The 20,818-nt window shown below is 64.2% G+C and carries 27 protein-coding genes; 13 read left to right on the top strand and 14 right to left on the bottom strand.

The window, feature by feature from the left end; translation table 11 throughout:
- Window positions 1-118: 118 nt before the first annotated feature.
- The 3 genes from ACMV8A_RS04170 to ACMV8A_RS04160 are packed head-to-tail and all read left to right on the top strand — an operon-like array spanning window position 119 to window position 2,152.
- The gene (locus ACMV8A_RS04170; RefSeq protein WP_495324486.1) at window positions 119-553 is read left to right on the top strand and encodes a hemerythrin domain-containing protein; all 435 of its coding nucleotides are present in this window, start codon (window positions 119-121) and stop codon (window positions 551-553) included.
- Window position 554: 1 nt separating this feature from the next.
- Window positions 555-848, top strand: coding sequence for a DUF2249 domain-containing protein (locus ACMV8A_RS04165; RefSeq protein WP_495324485.1), 294 nt, complete (start codon window positions 555-557; stop codon window positions 846-848).
- Window positions 848-2,152, top strand: coding sequence for a hypothetical protein (locus tag ACMV8A_RS04160; protein WP_495324484.1), 1,305 nt, complete (start codon window positions 848-850; stop codon window positions 2,150-2,152). The genes ACMV8A_RS04165 and ACMV8A_RS04160 overlap by 1 nt, the downstream gene beginning before the upstream one ends.
- Here ACMV8A_RS04160 and ACMV8A_RS04155 read toward each other — a convergent pair.
- Complete coding sequence (locus tag ACMV8A_RS04155) at window positions 2,141-2,920, bottom strand: EAL domain-containing protein (RefSeq protein WP_495324483.1); 780 nt, start codon at window positions 2,918-2,920, stop codon at window positions 2,141-2,143. The two genes, ACMV8A_RS04160 and ACMV8A_RS04155, sit on opposite strands and share 12 nt — an antisense overlap.
- Before the next feature lie 124 nt (window positions 2,921-3,044).
- On the opposite strand from ACMV8A_RS04155, the gene oxyR reads away from it, so the two are divergent.
- From oxyR to ACMV8A_RS04135, 4 genes are all read left to right on the top strand, one after another.
- Window positions 3,045-3,956 carry a DNA-binding transcriptional regulator OxyR gene (gene oxyR, locus ACMV8A_RS04150; RefSeq protein ID WP_495324482.1) on the top strand — a complete coding sequence of 304 codons (912 nt, stop codon included), beginning with the start codon at window positions 3,045-3,047 and terminating at the stop codon, window positions 3,954-3,956.
- Window positions 3,957-4,072: 116 nt separating this feature from the next.
- Window positions 4,073-4,546, top strand: a complete 474-nt coding sequence (locus ACMV8A_RS04145; protein ID WP_495324481.1) for a rubrerythrin family protein — start codon at window positions 4,073-4,075, stop codon at window positions 4,544-4,546.
- A gap of 42 nt (window positions 4,547-4,588) precedes the next feature.
- Window positions 4,589-4,753, top strand: coding sequence for a rubredoxin (locus ACMV8A_RS04140; protein ID WP_495324480.1), 165 nt, complete (start codon window positions 4,589-4,591; stop codon window positions 4,751-4,753).
- 69 nt (window positions 4,754-4,822) lie between these two features.
- A complete protein-coding gene (locus ACMV8A_RS04135; protein WP_495324479.1) occupies window positions 4,823-5,956 on the top strand; it encodes an NAD(P)/FAD-dependent oxidoreductase in 1,134 nt (377 codons plus the stop codon).
- Window positions 5,957-6,039: 83 nt separating this feature from the next.
- Here ACMV8A_RS04135 and ACMV8A_RS04130 read toward each other — a convergent pair whose 3' ends face one another.
- A complete protein-coding gene (locus tag ACMV8A_RS04130; protein WP_495324478.1) occupies window positions 6,040-6,432 on the bottom strand; it encodes a tetratricopeptide repeat protein in 393 nt (130 codons plus the stop codon).
- Between the two features lie 63 nt (window positions 6,433-6,495).
- Here ACMV8A_RS04130 and ACMV8A_RS04125 point away from each other — a divergent pair, with 63 nt between their 5' ends.
- Together ACMV8A_RS04125 and ACMV8A_RS04120 are read left to right on the top strand one after the other, a co-directional pair.
- On the top strand, window positions 6,496-7,323 hold the full coding sequence (locus ACMV8A_RS04125) for a metallophosphoesterase family protein (RefSeq protein ID WP_495324477.1): 828 nt from the start codon (window positions 6,496-6,498) through the stop codon (window positions 7,321-7,323).
- A 55-nt stretch (window positions 7,324-7,378) separates the two neighbouring features.
- Window positions 7,379-7,900 carry a hypothetical protein gene (locus ACMV8A_RS04120; protein ID WP_495324476.1) on the top strand — a complete coding sequence of 174 codons (522 nt, stop codon included), beginning with the start codon at window positions 7,379-7,381 and terminating at the stop codon, window positions 7,898-7,900.
- Between the two features lie 4 nt (window positions 7,901-7,904).
- Here ACMV8A_RS04120 and ACMV8A_RS04115 read toward each other — a convergent pair whose 3' ends face one another.
- Together ACMV8A_RS04115 and ACMV8A_RS04110 are read right to left on the bottom strand one after the other, a co-directional pair.
- Window positions 7,905-8,213, bottom strand: a complete 309-nt coding sequence (locus ACMV8A_RS04115; RefSeq protein ID WP_495324475.1) for a hypothetical protein — start codon at window positions 8,211-8,213, stop codon at window positions 7,905-7,907.
- Window positions 8,214-8,486: 273 nt separating this feature from the next.
- Complete coding sequence (locus ACMV8A_RS04110) at window positions 8,487-8,951, bottom strand: Spy/CpxP family protein refolding chaperone (protein WP_495324474.1); 465 nt, start codon at window positions 8,949-8,951, stop codon at window positions 8,487-8,489.
- A 224-nt stretch (window positions 8,952-9,175) separates the two neighbouring features.
- Here ACMV8A_RS04110 and ACMV8A_RS04105 point away from each other — a divergent pair, with 224 nt between their 5' ends.
- The 4 genes from ACMV8A_RS04105 (at window position 9,176) to ACMV8A_RS04090 (ending at window position 12,438) form a co-directional block, all read left to right on the top strand.
- Complete coding sequence (locus tag ACMV8A_RS04105) at window positions 9,176-9,853, top strand: response regulator transcription factor (protein ID WP_495324473.1); 678 nt, start codon at window positions 9,176-9,178, stop codon at window positions 9,851-9,853.
- Window positions 9,853-11,136 carry a sensor histidine kinase gene (locus ACMV8A_RS04100; RefSeq protein WP_495324472.1) on the top strand — a complete coding sequence of 428 codons (1,284 nt, stop codon included), beginning with the start codon at window positions 9,853-9,855 and terminating at the stop codon, window positions 11,134-11,136. Before ACMV8A_RS04105 ends, ACMV8A_RS04100 begins: the two co-directional genes overlap by 1 nt.
- Before the next feature lie 192 nt (window positions 11,137-11,328).
- On the top strand, window positions 11,329-11,718 hold the full coding sequence (locus ACMV8A_RS04095; RefSeq protein WP_495324471.1) for a homoserine dehydrogenase: 390 nt from the start codon (window positions 11,329-11,331) through the stop codon (window positions 11,716-11,718).
- Window positions 11,719-11,892: 174 nt separating this feature from the next.
- Window positions 11,893-12,438: a hypothetical protein gene (locus tag ACMV8A_RS04090; RefSeq protein WP_495324470.1), complete on the top strand. Its 546-nt coding sequence runs from the start codon at window positions 11,893-11,895 to the stop codon at window positions 12,436-12,438.
- 289 nt (window positions 12,439-12,727) lie between these two features.
- On the opposite strand, the gene ACMV8A_RS04085 is transcribed toward ACMV8A_RS04090, so the two are convergent.
- The 10 genes from ACMV8A_RS04085 to ACMV8A_RS04040 form a co-directional block, all read right to left on the bottom strand.
- Window positions 12,728-13,222, bottom strand: a complete 495-nt coding sequence (locus tag ACMV8A_RS04085) for a nitrous oxide reductase accessory protein NosL (RefSeq protein ID WP_495324469.1) — start codon at window positions 13,220-13,222, stop codon at window positions 12,728-12,730.
- Between the two features lie 164 nt (window positions 13,223-13,386).
- Window positions 13,387-14,010: a nitrous oxide reductase accessory protein NosL gene (locus ACMV8A_RS04080; protein ID WP_495324468.1), complete on the bottom strand. Its 624-nt coding sequence runs from the start codon at window positions 14,008-14,010 to the stop codon at window positions 13,387-13,389.
- Window positions 14,011-14,051: 41 nt separating this feature from the next.
- Window positions 14,052-14,732, bottom strand: a complete 681-nt coding sequence (locus tag ACMV8A_RS04075; RefSeq protein ID WP_495324467.1) for a sulfite exporter TauE/SafE family protein — start codon at window positions 14,730-14,732, stop codon at window positions 14,052-14,054.
- Window positions 14,729-15,226: a TlpA family protein disulfide reductase gene (locus ACMV8A_RS04070; protein ID WP_495324466.1), complete on the bottom strand. Its 498-nt coding sequence runs from the start codon at window positions 15,224-15,226 to the stop codon at window positions 14,729-14,731. The genes ACMV8A_RS04075 and ACMV8A_RS04070 overlap by 4 nt, the downstream gene beginning before the upstream one ends.
- Before the next feature lie 256 nt (window positions 15,227-15,482).
- The gene (locus ACMV8A_RS04065) at window positions 15,483-16,490 is read right to left on the bottom strand and encodes a hypothetical protein (protein WP_495324465.1); all 1,008 of its coding nucleotides are present in this window, start codon (window positions 16,488-16,490) and stop codon (window positions 15,483-15,485) included.
- A 1-nt stretch (window position 16,491) separates the two neighbouring features.
- Window positions 16,492-17,166 carry an ABC transporter ATP-binding protein gene (locus tag ACMV8A_RS04060; protein WP_495324464.1) on the bottom strand — a complete coding sequence of 225 codons (675 nt, stop codon included), beginning with the start codon at window positions 17,164-17,166 and terminating at the stop codon, window positions 16,492-16,494.
- A complete protein-coding gene (locus tag ACMV8A_RS04055) occupies window positions 17,163-18,296 on the bottom strand; it encodes an ABC transporter permease (RefSeq protein WP_495324463.1) in 1,134 nt (377 codons plus the stop codon). The genes ACMV8A_RS04060 and ACMV8A_RS04055 overlap by 4 nt, the downstream gene beginning before the upstream one ends.
- Window positions 18,293-18,604 carry a hypothetical protein gene (locus ACMV8A_RS04050; RefSeq protein ID WP_495324462.1) on the bottom strand — a complete coding sequence of 104 codons (312 nt, stop codon included), beginning with the start codon at window positions 18,602-18,604 and terminating at the stop codon, window positions 18,293-18,295. The genes ACMV8A_RS04055 and ACMV8A_RS04050 overlap by 4 nt, the downstream gene beginning before the upstream one ends.
- A 197-nt stretch (window positions 18,605-18,801) precedes the next feature.
- Entirely contained in the window at window positions 18,802-19,392 is a 591-nt protein-coding gene (locus tag ACMV8A_RS04045) for a DUF3501 family protein (RefSeq protein ID WP_495324461.1), read from the bottom strand.
- 19 nt (window positions 19,393-19,411) lie between these two features.
- On the bottom strand, window positions 19,412-20,758 hold the full coding sequence (locus tag ACMV8A_RS04040) for a heterodisulfide reductase-related iron-sulfur binding cluster (protein WP_495324460.1): 1,347 nt from the start codon (window positions 20,756-20,758) through the stop codon (window positions 19,412-19,414).
- Window positions 20,759-20,818: the final 60 nt, after the last annotated feature.

Genomic DNA, 20,818 nt, shown 5'->3' with positions numbered 1-20,818 from the left:
CGTCCCCGCCCCCAGTATCCTGCGCCACCCCAGCGCCGCGGCACGTTTTGACTTCCATCAATGCGCAGCGCGCGTTGCCGGCGCGATCATGACCGCCCACAGTGTTGAGGTACCCATAATGACCACCATCACCCGATATATGGAGAACGACCACCGCCGCTGCGACGAGCTGTTCGCCGCCGCCGAACGACTGGTGGCTGCCGGCGAGTGGAGCGCGGCGGCGGAAGCCTACGCCAGGTTTCATGGCGCCATCGAGCACCACTTCGGCATGGAAGAGGAAGAGTTGTTCCCGGCCTTCGAGGCCGCCACGGGCAGCACCATGGGGCCGACCCAGGTGATGCGCATGGAGCACGGTCAGATGCGTTCGCTGTTCGAGCGTATGCGCAATGCGCTGACAGCCAAGGATGGGGATACATATCTGGGCGCGTCCGATACCCTGCTGATCCTGATGCAGCAACACAACATGAAGGAAGAGCAGATGCTCTATCCCATGAGCGAGCAAGCACTCAACGGCGGTGCGGCGGTACTGCAGCGCATGCAGGCCAAAGGCTGACATGCCGCACGACGCCGAGCGCAGCATCGATGTCAGCGCGCTGGGGCCGCCGGAGCCGCTGGTGCTCACCCTGGCAGCGGTGGAGCAGTTGCAGCAAGGTGAATACCTGCGCATGCATCACCGCATGAAGCCTTGTCTGCTGTACGACGAATTGAACCAGCGCGGCTATGACCATGACACGCGGCGCGCCGCCGACGGCATGTGCGAGGTGTTCATCTGGCGGCAGGGTGATGGCGCCGCCGCTGCCGCTGCGCGCGGCACCGCGGCGGCATTGCCGCCGTGGCTAGACGCCTGATGCCTGCTGCCGTGAGGCCCAGCACTGCGCTGCTTAGCCTGGAACAGACGCCGCCATTGGCGGTGCCGCTGCGTTTTTTTCTTACCGCCCCCCTGTTCGGTATCGCCGCTGTACTGCTGGCCTTGTGGATCGGCCCGCAGCACATGGGTTCGCGCTGGCAGCCCGGCGTGCTGGCCTTTACCCATCTGCTCACCCTGGGCTACATCGCCATGATGATGTTTGGCGCGATGTTTCAGTTGTTGCCGGTTCTGGTCGGCGTGCGTTTGCGGTGGCCTCTGTTCACGGCGCGCCTTATCCATCTGCTGTTGACGGCCGGAGCCCTGCTGCTTGCCACGGCGTTCATGAGCGATGCTGGCATGTGGTTTGCGGCGGCGGCCGCCGTGTTGGCAGGGGCACTCGGCGTGTTTATTGTCGTCATCGGTCATGCGCTGTGGCATGCCCGCTCTGTGCATGAAACCGTATGCGCCATGAAGCTCGCAGTGACCTCGCTGGCGCTGGCCTTGCTCTTGGGTTTGTTGCTGGTGCTGGCGCATGTGGGCAGCGATTTTGCACCGCGTTATCTGCTCATCGATCTGCATCTGGCCTGGGGTCTGCTGGGCTGGGTTGGCCTGCTGTTGATCGGGGTGGCGTATCAGGTAGTGCCCATGTTCCAGATCACCGCGGAGTATGCGCCGCGCCTGCGTCGCTGGCTGCCCTGGGCCATACTGCTGCTGCTGCTGGTCTGGTCCCTCTCGACCCTGCACCTGCCCCGGCTGGCCTGGTTGCCGGGCCTGGGCCTCGCTGCGGTGTTTGCCCTGTTTGCGGCGGTGACCATGCAGTTGCAACGGCGTCGTCTGCGTCGTCTGCCCGACGTGACGGTGGACTTCTGGTATGTGGGGCTGTTGTGCCTGCTGGCGGCAGTGGCCCTGTGGCTGCTGCATCAGGTGGCGCCGCACTGGGTGCGTCTGCAGCTGTTCCACCTGTGGTGGGGGGGGCTGGTGCTGGTGGGTGCTGCCGGTGCGGTGATCAGCGGCATGTTGTACAAGATCGTGCCGTTTCTCATCTGGCTGCATCTCAACAACCGCATGCAGGAGGCAGGCAAATGGCAGGGTGACATCCCGACCATGCGCCAGGTGATCACCGAGCGCAGTGCGCGTCGTCACCTGCATCTCCATGTGGCGGCTATCCTGTTGCTGCTGCCGGCCATGGCCTGGCCGCTGTTGTTCTATCCCGCGCTGCTGTTGCTGGCGGCGGCCTATGCCCAGCAATGGTGGAATCTGCTGGGTGCAGTGCGCCTCTATCGTGAAGTGCTGCTAAACGCCTGAGATTCCATGCTCCGGCGCGATCGGCGCCAAGCCCTCAAACAGTGGCCGTGCAAAGTGGTAGCCCTGAAACAGGGTGATGCCGAAATCGCGCAGCGGTTTCAATTCCTCCGCCGTTTCTATCCCCTCGGCGATGACACGGATGCCCAGTTCGTCGCACACCTGCACGATGCCGCGCACGATGGCCCGGCGCGGACGATTGCTGTCGATGCCGCGGATCAGTGCCATGTCCAGCTTGATGATGTCCGGTTGAAATTCCGCCAGCAGGTTGAGGCCGGAGTAGCCCGCGCCGAAATCGTCGATGGCGGTGAGAAAGCCGAGCCGCTTGTACTCCTGAAAGATACCGAGCAGATGCGCGTGATCGGTGATCTGTTCGCCCTCGGTTACCTCGAAGATGATGCGCGCGTGAGGAAAGCCATAGGTCGCTGCCGCCTCCAGCGTGGTGCGGATGCACAGCTCGGGGCGGTACACCGCATTGGGCAGAAAGTTGATGCTGAGATGACTGTCGATGCCAAGACGGGCGGCCAGCTGCACCGCCTTCACCCGGCAGGCCTGATCGAAGCGGTAGCGGTTCGCGTCGGTGACACGCGCCAGTACAGTGCCCGCGCCCTCGCCGTTGCTTCCGCGCACCAGTGCCTCCTGCGCAAACACCCTGCCCGCCGCCACATCGACGATGGGCTGGAAGGCCATGGTGAAATCGAAGCCCAGGCCGGCGCCTTCGCGGCACTCGGCGCAGGAGAGCTTGGTGTAGCCGTGCTGTTCCGGATTCATGGCATGCCGCTATGGTCTGTGGCGAGGCTCTACATCGTAGCAGCGCACCGCGTGGTTAAACATGGCCGTTGCCTGTTATTTGTAATAGATTGATAGGCAATCTCTATGAAATGGAAGGGCGGCGATGAACCTGCGTGACCTGGAATATCTGGTGGCCTTGGACGAGGAGCAGCACTTTCACCGTGCCGCCGAGCGCTGCTTTGTCAGCCAGCCGACCCTGAGCGGCCAGATCAAGAAGCTGGAGGAATACCTCGGCGTGATGCTGGTGGAGCGTGGCCGCCAGGTGCGCATGACCGAGGCCGGGCGGCTGGTGGCGGCCCAGGCGCGGCGCGTGCTCACCGAGGCGCGCGGCGTGAAGGAGATCGCCACTACTTTCCGTGATCCCATGGCCGGGCGGCTGCAACTGGGCGTGATCCCCACCATCGCCCCCTATCTGTTGCCGCTGTTCGTACCGCGCCTGCACAAGCGCCATCCGCGCCTGCAACTGTTCCTGCATGAACACCAGACTTCGGTGTTGCTCGACAAGCTGCGCAACGGCGACCTCGACCTGTTGCTGCTGGCCCTGCCGGTGGAAACCGACGAATTCGCCGAAATCGATCTGTATCAAGAACCCTTTCTGCTCAGCGTACCCACTACCCATCCCGGTCTCGCCAAGGTGAAGGCAGCGGGACTGGAGCACCTCCAGGGCCAGGAGGTGCTGCTACTGGAGGAGGGGCACTGTCTGCGCGGTCAGGCGCTGGACGTGTGCCTGCTGGGCGGGGCGAGCGAGTACAGCGGCTTTCGCGGTACCAGCCTGGAGACGGTGCGCCAGATGGTGGCCGAGGGCATCGGCATCACCCTGATGCCGCAGCTGGCCCAGGGCAAGGAAAAGGCCATCCGCTACATCCCCTTCGCCGATCCGGTACCGACGCGCCGTGTCGGCCTGCTCTATCGCAGCGGCAGCTACCGCACCGAGGCCTTCGCCGCCGTGGCGCAGGCGGTGCGCGAGGCCGTCATGCCGGTGCTGGGTGAACGCTGGATCATGGGTCAATCTTAATAGTCATTGCCTATCAATTTCATATAAACAAACGATTAGAGCTATTTATCGTATTTCCGTAACCTTCTCTCCGTGCCGCAGCCCAGCGGATTCAACCCAACCACGGAGAAGCGGAAATGCAGCCCAAAGACATCAAGACCATCGCCAACCTGGAAGCCGCACTGGCCGGCGAATCCATGGCCCACATCAAATACATGTACTTCGCCCGCATCTGCCGCGCGATGGGTGACGAAGAGAGCGCCCAGGCCTTCGAGGCCACCGCCGCGCAGGAGGTGCAGCATGCCTTCGGCCACATGGACCTGCTGTTCCCCAAGGCAACCCTGAACCCGGCGCGCTGCCTGGAACTGGCCATCGAGGGCGAGACCTACGAGTACACCGAGATGTACCCGAGCTTCCGTCACACCGCGCTGGAAGAACAGCGGTTAGATGCGGTGCGCGAGTTCGACGAGCAGATCGCCGAGTCGCAGGAGCACGCGGAGCAGTTCAAGGCGGTACTGGAAAAGGCGGCCAAGCGCTTCGCTGCGCTGGCCAAGGTGGAAGAGCGCCACGCCAATCACTACCGCGAGGCCCTGGCGCGCGTGAACGCCTGAGCCTGACCACGAACCCACATTCAATCTTTCAGGAGAAATGACATGAAGAAGTTCCAGTGCATCGTGTGCGGTTACATCTACGACGAAGCGGCCGGCGACCCGGAGGAAGGCTTTGCCCCCGGCACCCGCTGGGCCGACATTCCCGAAGACTGGGAATGCCCCGAGTGCGGTGTGGCCAAGGCCGACTTCGAGATGGTGGAGATCTGATGTGCCCTGATGTGGGAGTCCGGCCTGGCCGGGCTCCCACCAGATGAGCCGTGTTAACAGGAGAACGACATGCAACCCATCGTCATCATCGGTACCGGCCTGGCCGGTTACACCCTGGCGCGCGAGCTGCGCAAGCTGGATACCACCACGCCGCTGGTCATGATCACGGCGGACGATGGCGGCTTTTATTCCAAGCCCATGCTGTCCAACGCGCTGCTGCGCAACAAGGCTCCGGCACAACTGGTGAGTGCCGACGCGGCAAAGATGGCGGCGGAGATCAATGCCGTGATCAAGACCCGCACCCAGGTCGAGGCCATCGACACCGCGGCGCGCACCGTCACCGCCAGCGGCGAAGCCATCACCTACTCACGCCTGGTACTGGCGGTAGGTGCGCGTCCGATCCGTCTGCCGCTGGAGGGAGACGGCGCGGACGACGTGCTGACGGTGAACAATCTCGATGACTACGCGCAGTTCCATGCGCGGTTGCAGGGTACGCAGCGCGTGGCGGTGATCGGCCCGGGCCTCATCGGTTGCGAGTTCGCCAACGACCTGGCCGGTGCCGGGCATCAGGTCAGCGTCATCGGTCCCGACCCCCATCCGCTCGGGAGGTTGTTGCCCGGCGCGGCCGGCAACGCGGTGCGTGAGGCCTTGAGCGCCATCGGCATCCAGTGGCATCTCGGCACTGTGGTGTCGCGCGTCGAGCGCGACGGCGCTGCCTACCGGCTGAGGCTGGCGAATGGCAACGAGGTGGAGGCCGACGTGGTGCTGTCCGCCATCGGCCTGCAGGCGGATACACGGCTGGCGCAGCAGGCCGGTCTTTCCACCAACCGCGGCATCGTGGTCGATGCACAGCTGCACGCCAGCGCGCCGGATGTGTACGCGCTGGGCGACTGCGCCGAGGTCAACGGCATGGTGCTGCCTTTCGTGCTGCCGCTGATGGAACAGGCGCGCACCCTGGCGGCGGTGCTGGCCGGGCGCGAGGCGGCGGTGAACTATCCGCCCATGCCGGTGGCGGTGAAGACGCCCGCTTGTCCGGTGGTGGTATCACCGCCGGCGCCGGGTAGTAACGGCGACTGGCAGGTGGCGGTGCTGGAGAACGGAGTGCAGGCAGAGTTTCGCGACGGTGATCAACTGCGCGGGTTCGCCCTCACCGGCGCGGCGACGGCGGCCAAACAGGGGTTGGTGAGGCAGTTGTCGATCTGAAATACCGTAGGAGCGGCTCTGCAGCGATTGAGCGCATGAGATCGCATCGCGGCAGCGCCGATCCTACGTGAATGTGTGGAGAACTATTCGCAGTCGCTGGACTTGTTGCTGGCCTCGGCGATCTTCGCCGCCACGGCGAACCACTTCTTCGCCTCCGCCTCGTTGATCTTCACCCCCAGCCCGCTGACGTACATCATGCCCAGGGCATTGGCTGCCTGGTGATGGCCCTGTTCGGCGGCGCGCGCCAGCCACTTCACCGCCTCCTTGCCGTCCTGCGCCACGCCGTTGCCGCCGCTGCTGTACAGGCTGCCGAGCAGATATTGGGCGTCGGCGTTGTTGTCACGGGCCAGCGGGCGCAGCAGCAGCAGGGCGCGGCTGTGCTCGCCGGCATCCAGCGCCGCGGCGGCGTCATCGATGGTGTCGGCTGCCGCCGGCAGGGCCAGGGTCAGGAGTAGCAACAGGGCATAGCGTGTCATGGCGGGTGTCATCGCGGTGTGGGGTGTTCAATTCTACTCCCAATCGGGTTAACGTCATCTCCCATGAAAATCGCCGTCCTGTCCGACATCCACGGTAACGTACCGGCGCTGGAGGCGGTGCTGGAGGACGTGGCGCGCTGGCGGCCCGATGAGCTGATCGTCAACGGCGACCTGATTAATCGCGGCCCCTACAGCTTGGCCTGCCTGCGCCTGTTGCAGCGCAGCTTCCCCACCAGCCGTTTCCTGCGCGGCAACCACGAGGAGTTCGTGCTGTCCTGCGACGACAGGCAGCACGACCCCGAACACCCGACCTTCGACCTGCGCCGCTTTGCCCACTGGACCCATGCCCAGCTCGGCGCAGCCATGGACGAAGTGCGCCGTTGGGACAATCACATCGACCTCACCGAGCTGGATGGCGGCGCGCTGCACATCACTCACGGTTCGCGCCTCGGCAGCCGCGACGGCATCTCGGCGCGCACGGAGGAGACGGACCTGCCCGCCAAGCTGGGCGAGCGGCGCGATCTGTTCATCACCTCGCACACCCACAAACCGCTGTGGCGCCTGTTCGAAGGCACGCTGGTGGTCAACACCGGTTCGGTGGGTGCGCCCTTCGACGACGACCACCGCGCCTGCTACGGCCGCTTCACCTTCGCTGGCCGCCGCTGGCAGGCCGAGGTGGTGCGGGTGGCCTATGATTACCGGCAGACCGAGCGCGATTTCGCCGCCAGTGGATTTCTCGACGAGGGTGGCCCGATGACGCGCCTGATGCTGGAGGAGCTGCGTCACGCACGCATGTTCGTCGGGCCATGGATGCGCCGCTATCACGAGGCGGTGAAGGCTGGTGAGATCAGCGTGGAGCGTGCCGTGCATGAGTTCTTGCAGCACGGTTGAGTTTCACCGGTATCCCGTTGTTTGCAACTTGTCACTGTGTTCAAGGAGATGAGCAATGACCGCAGGCGCCAACTCTCCGGCCAAGCAAAGACTGCTGGTATTTCTGGCCCGTGCCGTGGACCTGTCGGAAAAGATCCAGAATCGCATGGACGAACACGCCCTGCAGGAGCAGATCGAAGACCTGTATGTGCAGCGGCAAAAGCTGTTTGCCGACGTTGATCCGGACGTGGCCGCATGGGTCGCCGCCGCGCGGCTCACACCGGCCGACTCCTGGGGCATCTACAAAGCGTTTCTGCTGGGCCTGGAAAAGGAACACATCGCGCGGCAATACAAGGCGCAGGACAAGGCGCTGGGCTTCGAGGACATCGGCACGATGCACGCCAATCCGTTTCTGTTGCAGGAAGACGGTGTCGACGACAAGGCGGCGATGGATGCGCTGATCGAAAAGCGCAGCCTGGCGCCGGGCGATGTGTTGCAGATGATGGCCAACTTCAGCGCCGCCGACCTGCTGGCCTTGATGAAGCTGGCGAAAGGGTTGGCGGAAGGCAGTATCTGGGAACGCAAATACGATCTGTGACCCGCTAGGCGGCCAGGCCGCAGGCGTTTTCGTCACCCAGGTTCTGGAATTCACTCAATACCACACGCTCCAGCAGGGCGGCATAGGTGGGGGTTTCCGCGAGGTCCACATGGATGCCGTCGAAGGTGTCGGCGATGAGGTCCTGCAAAACCTGGGCTTCGCCACTGCCCATGTGCAGGTCTTCCACCAGGCGAGCCTCCTCCACCACGTCCTCCAGTTCGGCGTGCAGGGCCTCGGCCACCACGGCCTTGAGGGCCATGCCCATCAGGTTCTTTACCGAATCCAGTTCATCCTTGCCCGCCTTGATACACATGCCGACCTCCATGACCGCCGATTAGATAATCAGAATATTAGCGATTATAGATGTTCCGACATTGACCTCGATCAATCAAATCGAAGGTGGGTGACGATCGAAACTGACAAGGATCAATTTCTGTTGCCGACAGGGGGCTTAGCGAGTCAAACCGCCGTTGGAGCGGCTCCAGCCGGCGACGCGGGGCCGAAAAGGACCGGCACCGGTTGTCTGCATGGAAGGGAAAAAGGCCGGGGCTTCAGCCCCGGCAACAGGGGGAGGGTTGAAGCTCGATTACCAGCCGTGACGGGGATGGCCCATGCCGTCGCCGAAGCGCTGCGGCACCTTGTCCTTGAGCTGGGCGCGCTGTTCCGGGGTCAGGATCGCCGCCAGCTTCTGCTGCATTTCGGCGCGGGTGACGATCATGGCGGCCATCTGCGCGCCCTGCTTCTCGGCCAGCTTGCGGATGGTGGCCGCATCGGCGCCCTTGTCCATCGCTGCGCGCAGTTCATCACGGCCGTCGCTCATGGCATCCATCTGCTTGCGCATGGCATCGCGCTGTTCCTTGCGCAGCTGGTCCAACTGGCGGCGCTGTGCATCGGTCAGGTTGTCCAGTTGCAGCACGGCGCCGATCGGCGCCATGCTGCCGCGGTCGCAGCCGCCCTTGCCGGGGTTGCCGAAGGCCAGTGCGGCGCCGGTGCCGCCGAGCAGCAGGGAGCCGGCCAGTACAGCGATAAGTGCTTTGTTGGTACGCTTCATGATGTGTCTCCTTGATGTGGTTGCCTCCTGCCGTTGCAGGTTGAGCACACGATAACCACACGCCGGTTGCAGTTGGTTGCAGAGACGCAAGGGAGTGCAAAGAAGTGCAAAGGCGGCCGTCATGCGGCTATCGCCGGCATGTGGGGAGGAGGACAATCCTTGGCCATGGCCGGCTGAAGCCGCCCCTACCGAAACATGACGAACAGATTTGACTGCCAACGACGATGCCAAAGATTCTCCTGATCGACGACGACGAGGCGCTGTGCGAGCTGCTGGCCGAATATCTGTCCGGCGAGGGCTTCACCGTGCAGGCGGTGCACGACGGCGCGCAGGGTGAGGTGCAGGCGCTGTCCGGCGATTGGGACGCGATCATCCTCGACGTGATGCTGCCGGGCATGAACGGCTTCGATGTGTTGAAGCGCATCAAACCGAAGATAACTGCGCCGGTATTGATGCTCACCGCCCGCGGCGAGGACACCGACACCGTGCTCGGCCTGGAATTGGGCGCCGACGATTACGTGGCCAAGCCGGTGAGTCCGCGCGTTCTGGTGGCGCGCCTGCGCGCCCTGCTGCGGCGTCAGGGCGACGATGCCTCCTCCGGCGTGATGCGCGTCGGCGACGTCACCCTCGATGAGGCCAGCCGCCGCGTCACCGTGGGCAGCGCCGAGGTGATCCTCACCGGCGCCGAATTCAACCTGCTCGCCCTGCTGCTGCGTCATGCCGGTCACGTGGTCTCGCGCGATGTGCTGGCCGAGGATGGCCTGGGCCGCGCCTTGCAGGCCTTCGACCGCCGCATCGAAACCCACATGGCGCAGATCCGCCGCAAGCTCGGCCCGCTGCCCGACGGCAGTGCGCGCATCCAAACCGTGCGCGGCGCCGGCTATCAATACGTGGCGCGCTGATGAATTCCCTGTTCACCAAGATATTCCTCACCTTCTGGCTCGCCGCCGTGCTGCTCGGCGGCGCGATGTTCGGTGTCACCCGCCTGCTCGGCGGCGAAGTGATCGCCGAGGCGCAGCGCGAACTGGTCGCCAAGGCGGCGACGGCCGCCGCGCTGTGGCAGGAAGGCGGTGCCACGGCCACGGTGCGCTGGCTGCGCAGCCAGCCGGAAGGGCGCCTGCTGCTGGTAAACGCGGAGGGCGAGCCGGTGTTGCGGCCGCGCATGCCGCGCCATGCGCACCTGCCGCGCGAACTGTCGCCTGGTTTGCATCCGATAGGGCCGGGGCGGGTCTTGCTGGCAGCGGCCCTGCCCGACGTGCAGCCGACCCTGTACCTGGTGCAGGAAATCAATCCCGGACAGTTGCCGCTGATGCCGTGGTGGCTGCGCATAGTGATCGCCGTGGCGATCACCGGCTTGGTGAGTTACGGCCTCGCCGCCCTGCTCACGCGCCGCCTGCGTCGCCTGCGCCGCGCTGCGCAGGCGCTGGCCGCCGGTGATCTCTCCATGCGTGTCGGCCGTCCCGGCGGCGATGAGGTGGAGGCGCTGGCGCGTGACTTCGATCAGATGACCGACCATTTGCGCGAACTGCTCGACACGCAAAAACGCCTGCTGCGCGACGTGTCGCACGAACTGCGTTCGCCGCTGGCGCGCTTACGCATCGCCCTGGAGCTGGCGGAGCGCGACCGCGAAAAATCGCTGCAACGCATCGCCAAGGAGGCCGACGAACTGGAGGCACTGATCACCGACGTGCTGTCGCTGGCGCGGCTGGAGTCGGGCCAGTCGGCGCTGGAGCGGCGCGAGGTGGCACTGAACGAACTGGTGCAACAGGTTGTCGTTGACGCGGAATTCGAGGCGCAGGCGAAAGAGCGCAGCGTGGAGCTGGCGATGGGCGCGCCCATGACGCTGGCGGGCGATCCGGTGCTGTTGCGTTCCGCCATCGAAAACGTGGTGCGCAATGGTGTGCGCCACACCGCGCCGCACTCGGCGGTGCATGTGGACCTGCGCCGCGAAGACGACAGCGCAGTGATCACCGTGCGCGATCACGGCAATGGCGTGCCACCGGAGGCCATCGGCCGCATGTTCGAGCCCTTCGCCCGCGTCGGCGAGGCGCGCGAACGCGCCAGCGGCGGCTACGGCCTCGGCCTCGCCATCGCCGGCCGCGCCGTACAGGCCCACGGCGGCAGCGTCAGCGCCGAAAACCATCCCGCCGGCGGCCTGCTGGTGACCATCCGCCTGCCCCTATAAGCCCTGCCCTGGCACATATCTCCATCCCCACAACGTAGGGAGGGCCGGGGAAGGGGAATAGCGGTGTTGGGTGCGGCAATAGCGTATGCCCGACCACACCGCTATGTTTCACTGCGCGGCATTTCCTCTCCCCATCCCGATTGGTTATGCTCCGAAGGCACGATAACTACAACCACACCAAAGGAGAGAACCATGACCCAAGGCAGCGTCAGCATTGCCGACATCGCCATCGTCGGCCTGGGCGAGATCGGCGGCCGCTTTCTCGATGAAATCCTGCGCCTCGGTGACCGCGGCATCCGCGTCGTCTGCGTCGCGCAGCACTCCGACACCCCGGGCAAGCAGCGCGCCCAGCAGGCCGGCATCCCCATCAAGACCACCGATGAAATGATCGCCATGGGCGGCGCCATCGACGTGATCTTCGACCTTACCGGCAACCCCGAAGTGCGCAAAGACCTGCGCGCCAAGATGCAGGCCACCGGCAACCGCCACACCATCATCGCCCCGGAAACCATGGCGCGCATGCTGTGGGCCGTGATCAGCGACGAAGACCTGGGTGCTGGGCACGCCAACCGCGGCTATTGAGACGGGTCGGGCAGGGATGCCCGTTCACTGACTGCGTGTAGAAAGTTGACGTCATGTTTCTATATGAGGATATCTAATTGGCATATCTGGAAACGAGATATCTATATATGCAAATTGTTTATACATATAGAAGCGCGAGCTAATCGTCGTTAGCCATTTGTCCTGACCCATCCTATGAACACCGGTGAAGAACTCGTCTCGTCATACCTCCAGTACATCCTAGGGTGCGAATTCATCCAGAAGAATCTGTACACCGTGGACACCCAAGGCGAAATCGACGTTGTCGGGATCAATTTGAAGGAAGAACGCGTTTACCTCTGCGAAGTAGCCATTCACCTCATCACTGGGCTTCAATACACGAAGGGTACTGCGCCAAACAACGTTCAAAAGCTGACGGAAAAGCTGAGCCGAGACATTGAGTACGCGAAGAAATATTTTCCGGAGTACAGCAAACACGTCATGCTCTGGAGTCCAATCGTCAAGCGTGGCAAGGATGGCTCGAAACACAATCAGGTCAAGGATATCGAGCAGATCAGAACCAATATCGCCAGCCAATACGGAATCGAGGTTGAGTTCATCATCAACGAAAAGTTTCTCTCGTGCCTGCACGAGATGCGGGCATATGCGGCCAAGGCAACTGCTGAGCTAAAGTGCCCCGTTATGCGCTTCATGCAAATCGAAGAGAGGATCAGTAAACATGTCTGTCGCAATCATGGCTAACAAACGCTTTCAGCCGACCGGCCACTCGCTGCGCTCGCGGCCGTCGGCTGAAGCTTTACGTTAAGCGTCATGAAGACTGTCTACCTCGCCGCCTGCGACGCAGCTGACAATGTTACGGGCCGCGTGACCGGTTCGTTCGATGACGATCAGCTTCAGAGACTACGCGGCTATCTCGGGCACGTCGCCAGGCTGAACGAGACTGCTCTGCTGGCTCGCGGCAGGGAATTACGGGGTCAGCAGGAATTACGGGGTCAGTTCTTTACTTTATAGTCTCTACCGCCTTGCGATATCAAAACTTCCCCGCATCCAAATCCTTCAGCAGTGCCATCTTCACGTCGTCGAAGCGCAGGATGCGCTTGCCGGTGTGGTCCTTCATGAACTCTTCAGCGTCTGCCTGGGTGGCGAGGGGCACCAGTTCGTGGCCCATGGGGCCGAGGATGTCGGAGCCGATGACGTACCAGGCGCTGCGGGCGTCGATACGGGTGAGGCCGTAGTATTCGGTGACGCCGATGGACTGGATGTCCTCGGCGCGATGGCCCGGTGCCCAGTGCGGCATGTCGAGCAGGTATTTGAACATGTCCTTGGCGCCGTCGAAGTGGTGGGCGTGGCCGTCCTGGTAGAGCACGGTGGCGATCCATTCGGGATACAGCGCGACGAACATGCCGCATACCGGGCAGGTGTCCTTGGGGCCGGGATTGGGGAGATTCAGCTCGCCGCCGTGGGCGAGGCCGGTGGCCAGGGTGAGCAGCAGCAGGGCGGCGAGTTTGTGTTTAGTGGTGTGCATGTTATGGGTGTCCGGTGTGGCTGGGTAGTGGTCAGCAATGGTCTAAAACAGTTTGGGGTGGTTGCCGGGGTTGGGCGCCCCCTCCCGGCCTCCACCACGTTCGTGGGGGAGGAGTTTCACCCTCCCAACCTCCCCCACTGTCGTGGGGGAGGAGTTGGAGAGTGTTACATCTTGTGTTGCTGGTCCATCATCATTTTCTTGCGGCGCTCGGCGCGGCGAGCGCGGATCATGGCGGTGTCTTCGGCCATGTTGAGGTAGGCCTGGCGCAGGGCGGCGTTGAAGTCGCCGAGTTCGCCGCCGTTTTCCTTTTGCGCGGCTTTGGCAGCGGCTTCGGAGGCGAAGGCCATCTTGCTGGTCTTGCTCATGGTGCCGGGCAGCTTGGAGCCGATGAGGTAGGTGGCCTTGTCGACGAGGACCAGCGGTTTGATCTTGTCATTGGAACCGAAGTCGGCGGCGTAGATCGCCTTGGGGCCGCGATCGAGGTTGATGGACAGGCTGAGGGCGGCGCAGTGGATGGAGCAGGTGCCGTCGACCAGGTCGTCTTCGTAGTGCACCAGATGGCGGCTGTGGTGCCACTGGGTACGATCCATGCCGCAGTAGGGGCACTTGGGATATTTGCTGAGTTCATTTTCCAGCGGGTTGGCGTCGGGCGCGGTCTTGGGGATGAACTGCATCGGCGTGCCGTCGGTGTTGGGCATGGCGCTGGCAGTGCGGGTGAAGGTGAGGCTGGCGAGGGTGCCGGCGCCCAGGGCCTTGAGCAGGTTTCTGCGGGTCAGTTTGTCAGTCATGTTGCTCTCCTTATGTGTTGCTCACGTTGGTCCTACGAAAATCAGTTCGCCAGGCCGCTCATCACCTGATAGAAGATCGCGCCCTCATAGACGGTCCAGGCGCCAAGAGTGATGACGGCGATGCCGGCGAGACGTTGGGCGATGCCGTGGGCGCGGCAGCCGATGTATCCGCTCAGTGCGGTCACCGCGCCCATTGCCGGCAAGGTGCCGAGGCCGAAGAACAGCATCAGCAATCCGGCCTGCAACGGGTCGGCGGTAGCGGTGGCGCGGAGCGCCACCGAGAACACCAGGCTGCAAGGCACCAGACCGTTGGCGAGGCCGGCGAGCAGCGGCGCCAGTCTTTGTCGCCACAGCGACATGGGGCGCAGCGCTTGTGTGCCGGCGTTGTCGTTGCAGCGGCGCGGGGCGAGCTTGGGCAGCAGGCCGGCGACGCCGAGACCGAGGGCGATGATGACGAGACCGGCGAGGATGATGAGCTGGCCCTGAAACTTGCCCAGGGCGCCGGTCTGCGCCAGTGTCCTCCCCAGCGCGGCGCCGAGGGCGCCGAGCAGCACGTATACGGCGATGCGGCTGCCGTGATAACCGAGCAGCGGCAGCGGCCGGCGCCAGTGGCTTTGATGCACGGCGAAGCCGCCGGCGAGACCACCGCACATGCCGAGGCAATGGCCGGCACCGAGCAGGCCGGTGATGAAGGCCAGGGCGTAGGTGAATTCGCCGCTCATGGCTTCGCCAGCATCTCGCGCACGATGCGTTCGGTGACCTCGGGCGTGGACTCGCCGAGGATGCGCACATGCAGCTTGCCGCTGCGATCGACAAAGAAGGTCGTCGGCAGGCCCTGCACGCCGTAGCTGCGTGCCACCTCGCCCGATACATCGAGCAGGGTCTCGTAGCTGATGCCGAGCCGGGCGACGAACTTGCCCGCGGTATCGGCATCCTGGCGCACGTTCACCGCCAGGATATGGAAGCCTTCGCTGTGAAACTGTTGATACACCGGCTCCAGCGCGATCATTTCGTCCTTGCAGAACGGGCACCAGTCGGCCCAGAAGCGGATAGCCACCACCTTGCCCTGGTAGTCGCGGGGAAAGGTGGCGGTGCCGCCTTCGAGGCGCGGTACGGTGAAGCCCGGGACCGGCTGATCCTTGGTCAGTTGCGGGGCGTCGCTGCTGCAGGCGGCGAGGAGGAAAAAGAAAACCGGGAGCAGTGCGGTTCTAGTCATGAGGTAACTCGCTTTGTGCCGTGTGTCTCCCTCCCTGCTGCGCGGGGAGGGGCGATCTGAGGTGACGGTGCGCCCCCTCCTGACCTCCCCCACGGTCGTGGGGGAGGAGAAAAAGAAGAGCGCTTTGTGCAGTGTGTCTCTCCCTCCCTGCTGCGCGGGGAGGGTTGGGGAGGGGCGATCTGCGGTGCCGGTGCGCCCCCTCCCGGCCTCCCCCACGGTCGTGGGGGAGGGGAAAAATGAAGTGTGCGTACCTGCATCACCACCACGTCCCCGCCATGGTCAGGTTGGAGCGGGCGATGGCCCAGGTGGCGACGGCGTAGAACAGCACGAAGCCGACGAGCGCGAGTGCGGCGTAGCGTCGTGTGTCGGCGGCTACAGCCGCGCGCAGGCTTTCGATGTGGCGCCACGGCGCCAGCGCGCCGACGCCCAGGGCCAGTGCGGTGGCGCCGAACAGCGGGAGGTAGAGCCAGTAGCCGATGTAGTCATGACCGCTCTTGAGGATGCAGAACGGGCAGTGATGGTGCGGGTGTTCGTACACGTACAGCGCGACGCAGGAGACGATGGCGACGATGGCGACGGGAAAGGCGATGGCGGCACTGGCGGCGAACAATGCGGCAAAGCGGCGGCGCCACAGATAGATTGTTCCGTTAATCATCACCAGCGCACCGCTGCCATAGAGGGCGAGCAGGGCGTCGCGCGGCGCGACGGACGACACCTCGGCTGCCACGCCCTGGGCGTCGGGCGAGAACAGGCTGCCGCAGCAGGAGGTGATCACATGGGGGTTGAGATTGAGAAAGTATTGCAACTGCACCACGGCGGCCGTCGCCACCAGCGGCAGCAGCGCCAGCAGCAGGGCGTACTTGAGGCGGATGAGCGGATAGTCGTAGCCCTGGTTGTCGAGACGGTTGAGCAGCAGCCACACGCTGCCGGCGAAGAACACGGTGATCTTGAGCAGCAGGGCGGGCCAACCCCAGGCATTGACGTTGAGCACACCGGTGGCGCACATGGCGCCGACGAACTGGGTGTGCATGCTCTCGGCGTTGTAGACGAACAACAGCAGCGCAATCACTTCTGCGGCGATGACGAAGCTGACCAGGGTGGAGATGAGGTAGGTGCTGCGCTCCAGGCGCAGTTGCCGTTCGCTGCCGCTGTGGATGTCCCAGTGGCGCAGCACGCGCACGGCGAACACGGCAGCGAGCAGCAGCAGGGCCGTCACCACTGCGGAAACGCCGATGAGGGCGAGGATGGCAGGGCCGAGCAGCATCTCAGTCGGCCTGCACCTGGCCGTCGCGCAGGGTGATGACGCGATCGACACAGGGCGCATCGGACACCACCGGGTCGTGGCTGGTGAGGATGACGGTGCGGCCCGCCGACTTCAGCTCGCCGATGATGCCCATGAACTCCTGCGACAGGCGCGAGTCGAGATTGGCGGTAGGTTCGTCGGCGATGAGGATCTGCGGGTCGTTGAGCAGGGCGCGGCAGATGGCGGTGCGCTGCGCCTCGCCGCCGGATAGCCACTCCACTTTCGCGTCACGCTTGGCCGCCATGCCGAACTGTTCCAGCAGCGTGGTGGCGCGCTGCACCAGTGCACGATGATCCGGCGCCAGCGGATAGGCCGGCAACATGACGTTGTCCAGCACGGTGAGTCCCGCGATCAGGTTGAAGCGCTGGAAGATGAAGCCGAAGGTCTCGCGGCGGATTTGCGTGAGAAAGCGCTCGGGCAGGCCCGAGAGGTTGCGCTCGCCGAGCAGGATGCGCCCGCTGGTGGGGCGCGCCAGGCAACCGATCATCGATAGCAGTGTAGTCTTGCCCGAACCGCTCGGCCCGCGCAGCACGGTGATGCGATTGTCCTCGATGTCGAGGGTGACGTCGCGCACCGCCCAGAACTCGTTGGGCCGGCCCTGATTGAAGGCCTTGCTGATGTCGTTGAGCCGGATCATCGCATCACCGCGTCGGGGTCGGTGGTGGCGGCGCGCCAGATGGGCACCACGGTGGCCACGGTGTAGGGGAACACGGTGAAGAAGAACAGCGTCGCCACTTGCAGGCCGTCGACATAAGGCTGCGGACGGAATTGCGGATAGAGCACGGCCCAGCCCTTCAACACCGGCGCGAACAGCGCGGCGTCGAAGAAGAACACGTGCACATAGGCAGCGAGATAGCCGAGCAGGAAGGCGCCCAGCGACACCAGCGCGCCCTCCCAGAACTTCATGCGGATCACATCGCCGGTCTCCCAGCCGATGGCCTTGAGGATGCCGATCTCGCGCTTCTCCTCCGCCGACAGGCCGGAGGCCTTGTCCCAGGCGAAGATGACGAAGGCGAGCAGGCTGCCGGCGAGCAGCACGAACACGATGCCCTGGCGCCACTGGAACAGCGCGTCGTAGGTGCGCAGGATCTCCTCGCGCAGGATCGGCCGCGTGTCGGGCAGCAGCACGGAGAGTTTCTCCGCCACCTTGCGCACCTCCTGCGGATTGCGCACCTCCAGCGCCAGGTCGGTGTACAGGCCCGCAGCAATACCGAAGAAGGCGCGGAAGTCGGCCTCGTTCACCAGGATCAGATCGGCGCTCACCAGCTCGGCGTCGGCGGTCAGCACGTCGGCAACACGGAAGGAATAGGTGGCGCCGCTGCTGGAGCGGAAGGCGATGAAGTCGCCCGCGCCCAGACCGCGGGTGCGCGCAATGCCGTGGCCGACGATGATCTCGCCGTCGGCGATCGCCCGCTCGCGCGGCACCAGCAGGGTGTAGTTGGCCTGTACCGCCGGATCGTAGAAATAGCCCCACAGCCGGCCGTACTGGGCGGCGACACCGCGGATGCGGCCCATGCGTTCCAGGTAATCGGCGGGGATCAGGTCATGGCGCCCCGCCACCATGCGCTGCACCACGATCTCCGGTGCGTTCACCAGCAACAGCCCCGCCTCCTGGCGCAGCGCCTGGGTGAACAGCATCACCGAGGCGAGCAGGAGCACGATCAGGGTGTAGACGCCGAGCAGGCCGAGGTTCTTGCCCTTGCGCCGGGTCAGGGAGGCGACGGTGAAGTCGATGAGATAGCGCTGACGGCGGATGAAATGGCTCATGGCTGCCGCAACCTCGCCGGCGGCGGCACCAGGGAACCGCTGGGGAAGTGATCCAGGGCCAGGGGGTGATCCTGAAAGGCGGTGTGGCGATCGGCCTGGCTCAGGTGGCGGGTGTAGCGCGCCTCGGTGAACAGAGCCAGGTCGGTCAGCCCCAGCTCACTCACCAGGCTCTGAGAATTGGCCAGGACTGTGACGCTGCCGCGCCAGGCGGCATGCAGCAGGGTGGCGGTGAGCAGCAGCAGGCCCGCCGCCAGCAGGAGTAACGGAATGGTGCCGGGGCGGTGCGGCTGAGAGTGGAGTTTGGCCATGGAACCGTGCATGGTGTTTCTGCGATCAGGATGTAAGGCGGGAGTCTAGGCGTGTACAGCGTGCGGCGGCATTGATGGTTATCAATGTGCCAGATAAAAATATTTAGTCAATACAACGAGTTGCGCCATTTGGCGCAGGTGTGTTGCATGTGTGCAACAGAGGGTGGAGCCGGCGCCCGGGGCGGGCGCCGGACGTCTCAGGCGAGGTCGGCCACCAGTGAGGTGCGTACGTGGTCGGGCAACGGCGCGGTGGCGTGGTTGTAGTTGGGGTGGTCGATGCCGAGGGCGATGGCGGCGCCCGTCTTGGCATCGGCGGCCATGGCGGGGGTGAGTTCGAAGCGCAGGAAGTGCACCGAGGAGGTCTTGTCGGCGTTCTCGCGCTCCAGGTCTTCGTCGGCGATGGCGTAGACCCTGGCGTGGTTGCCCACCTGCATCCACACCTGGTCCTCCACGCCGATGAGTTTGGCCAGTTCGCGCGCGCGTACCTCCGGATCTTCATATTCCATCATGAAGGTGGCCTTCCAGTTGCTGCCGTCGGGGATCAGCGGGTTGTAGGCCTCCAACTCCTCCTGAATGCCGGCCGCCTCGTAGATGCGCTCGGCGCGCAGCATCTCCTGCACCTGGTAGTGCATGGTGAGGCGGTCTTCGAAATAAAACGTGGCATGGGGGCCGACCTGCACGCGGCGGTTCTTCTTGTGCGCCATCACGCGCTGACGGAACTCGGGGCGTACCTCGGCGTACTTCTCCAGGGAATACAGGTCGTCGCGCTTCAGCTTCTGAGTGCTCATGGTTTTCAAATCCCGCTGTCTACAGTCCGTAGGCGATGCGCAGCAGCGTCATCGGATGTTCCGGCTTGCGCTGGTCCTGCAGGCCGCTCTCGATCTGATGCCCCGCCATGGGGCAGTCGCTGGAGTAGTGATCGCACTCGCCTTCCTTCACCCGTTTCACCACCGGGCGGCAGATCTTCATGGAGATGTCGTGGTACTCGCTCTTTACCGCGTAGGTGCCGTCGTGACCGGAGCAGCGCTCGATGACATCCAGCGTGGTGTCCGGCACCAGGCTGAGGATGTCGCGCGTCTTCAGGCCGATGTTCTGCACGCGCAGGTGGCAGGGCACGTGATAGCTCACCTTGCCGAGCGGTTGCTTGAAGCCGATGTTGAGTTTGCCTTCCTTGTGGCGCAGGGCGAGGTATTCGAACGGGTCGAACATGTGTTGTTTCACCCGCTGCACGCCGGCGTCCTCGGGGAACATCAAGGGCAGTTCCTGCTTGAACATCAGCGCGCAGGACGGCACCGGCGCGACGATGTCGTAGCCGGCGTCGATGGCGGCGAGCAGCACCGGGATGTTGGCGTTCTTGGCGCGTTCCACCGCTTCCAGGTCGCCCAGCTCCAGCTTGGGCATGCCGCAGCACTGTTCCTTTTCCACCAGCGTCATCTGTATGCCGTTGTGCTCGAACACCTTGAACAGATCTTCGGCGATGTGCGGTTCGTTGCGGTTGCCGTAGCAGGTGGCGAACAGGGCGACGCGGCCGGTGGTGCGGCCGGCGGCCTCCGGCTGGGTGATGGCACTGCGGTGCTCGGCCAGGCGCTTGCGCGCGGTGTGACTGTGATACTCGGGCAGCAGAGCCTTGGGGTGCACGCCGAGCACGAATTGCAGGCCCTGGCGGAACAGGCCGATCTTGTTCACCGCATTCACGATGGGGGCGAGGCCCGGTGCGCCGGCGAGGGCGCCGACGGCGTCGGTGGAGGTGAGGATCCTGTCGCGGGTCTTGAACGCGCCCTTTTTGAACTTCACCGCCTTGGCTCGCAGCATGGTGTGCGGGAAGTCGAGGTTCCATTCGTGCGGCGGGACGTAGGGGCACTTGGTCATATAGCACAGATCGCACAGGTAGCAGTGGTCCACCACCTGCCAGTAGTCCGCCTTCTTCACGCCGTCCACTTCCATGGATTCGGAGTCGTCCACCAGATCGAACAGGGTGGGAAAGGAGTTGCACAGACTGATGCAGCGACGGCAGCCGTGGCAGATGTCGAAGATGCGCTCCAGTTCGGTGAACAGGGCGCCTTCGTCATAGAATTCGGGATTGCGCCAGTCCAGCGGGTGGCGGGTGGGGGCTTCCAGATTGCCTTCGCGGCGGGACTCGGTCGGTGCTGACATTGTGGCCTCCCTGTTGTGTCGTTATCGTCTGGCTACAGAGCAGACGGAGCACGGTGTACT

The sequence above is a fragment of the Sulfurivermis sp. genome, assembly GCF_059410345.1.
This window is presented reverse-complemented; position numbering and strand designations above follow the sequence as displayed.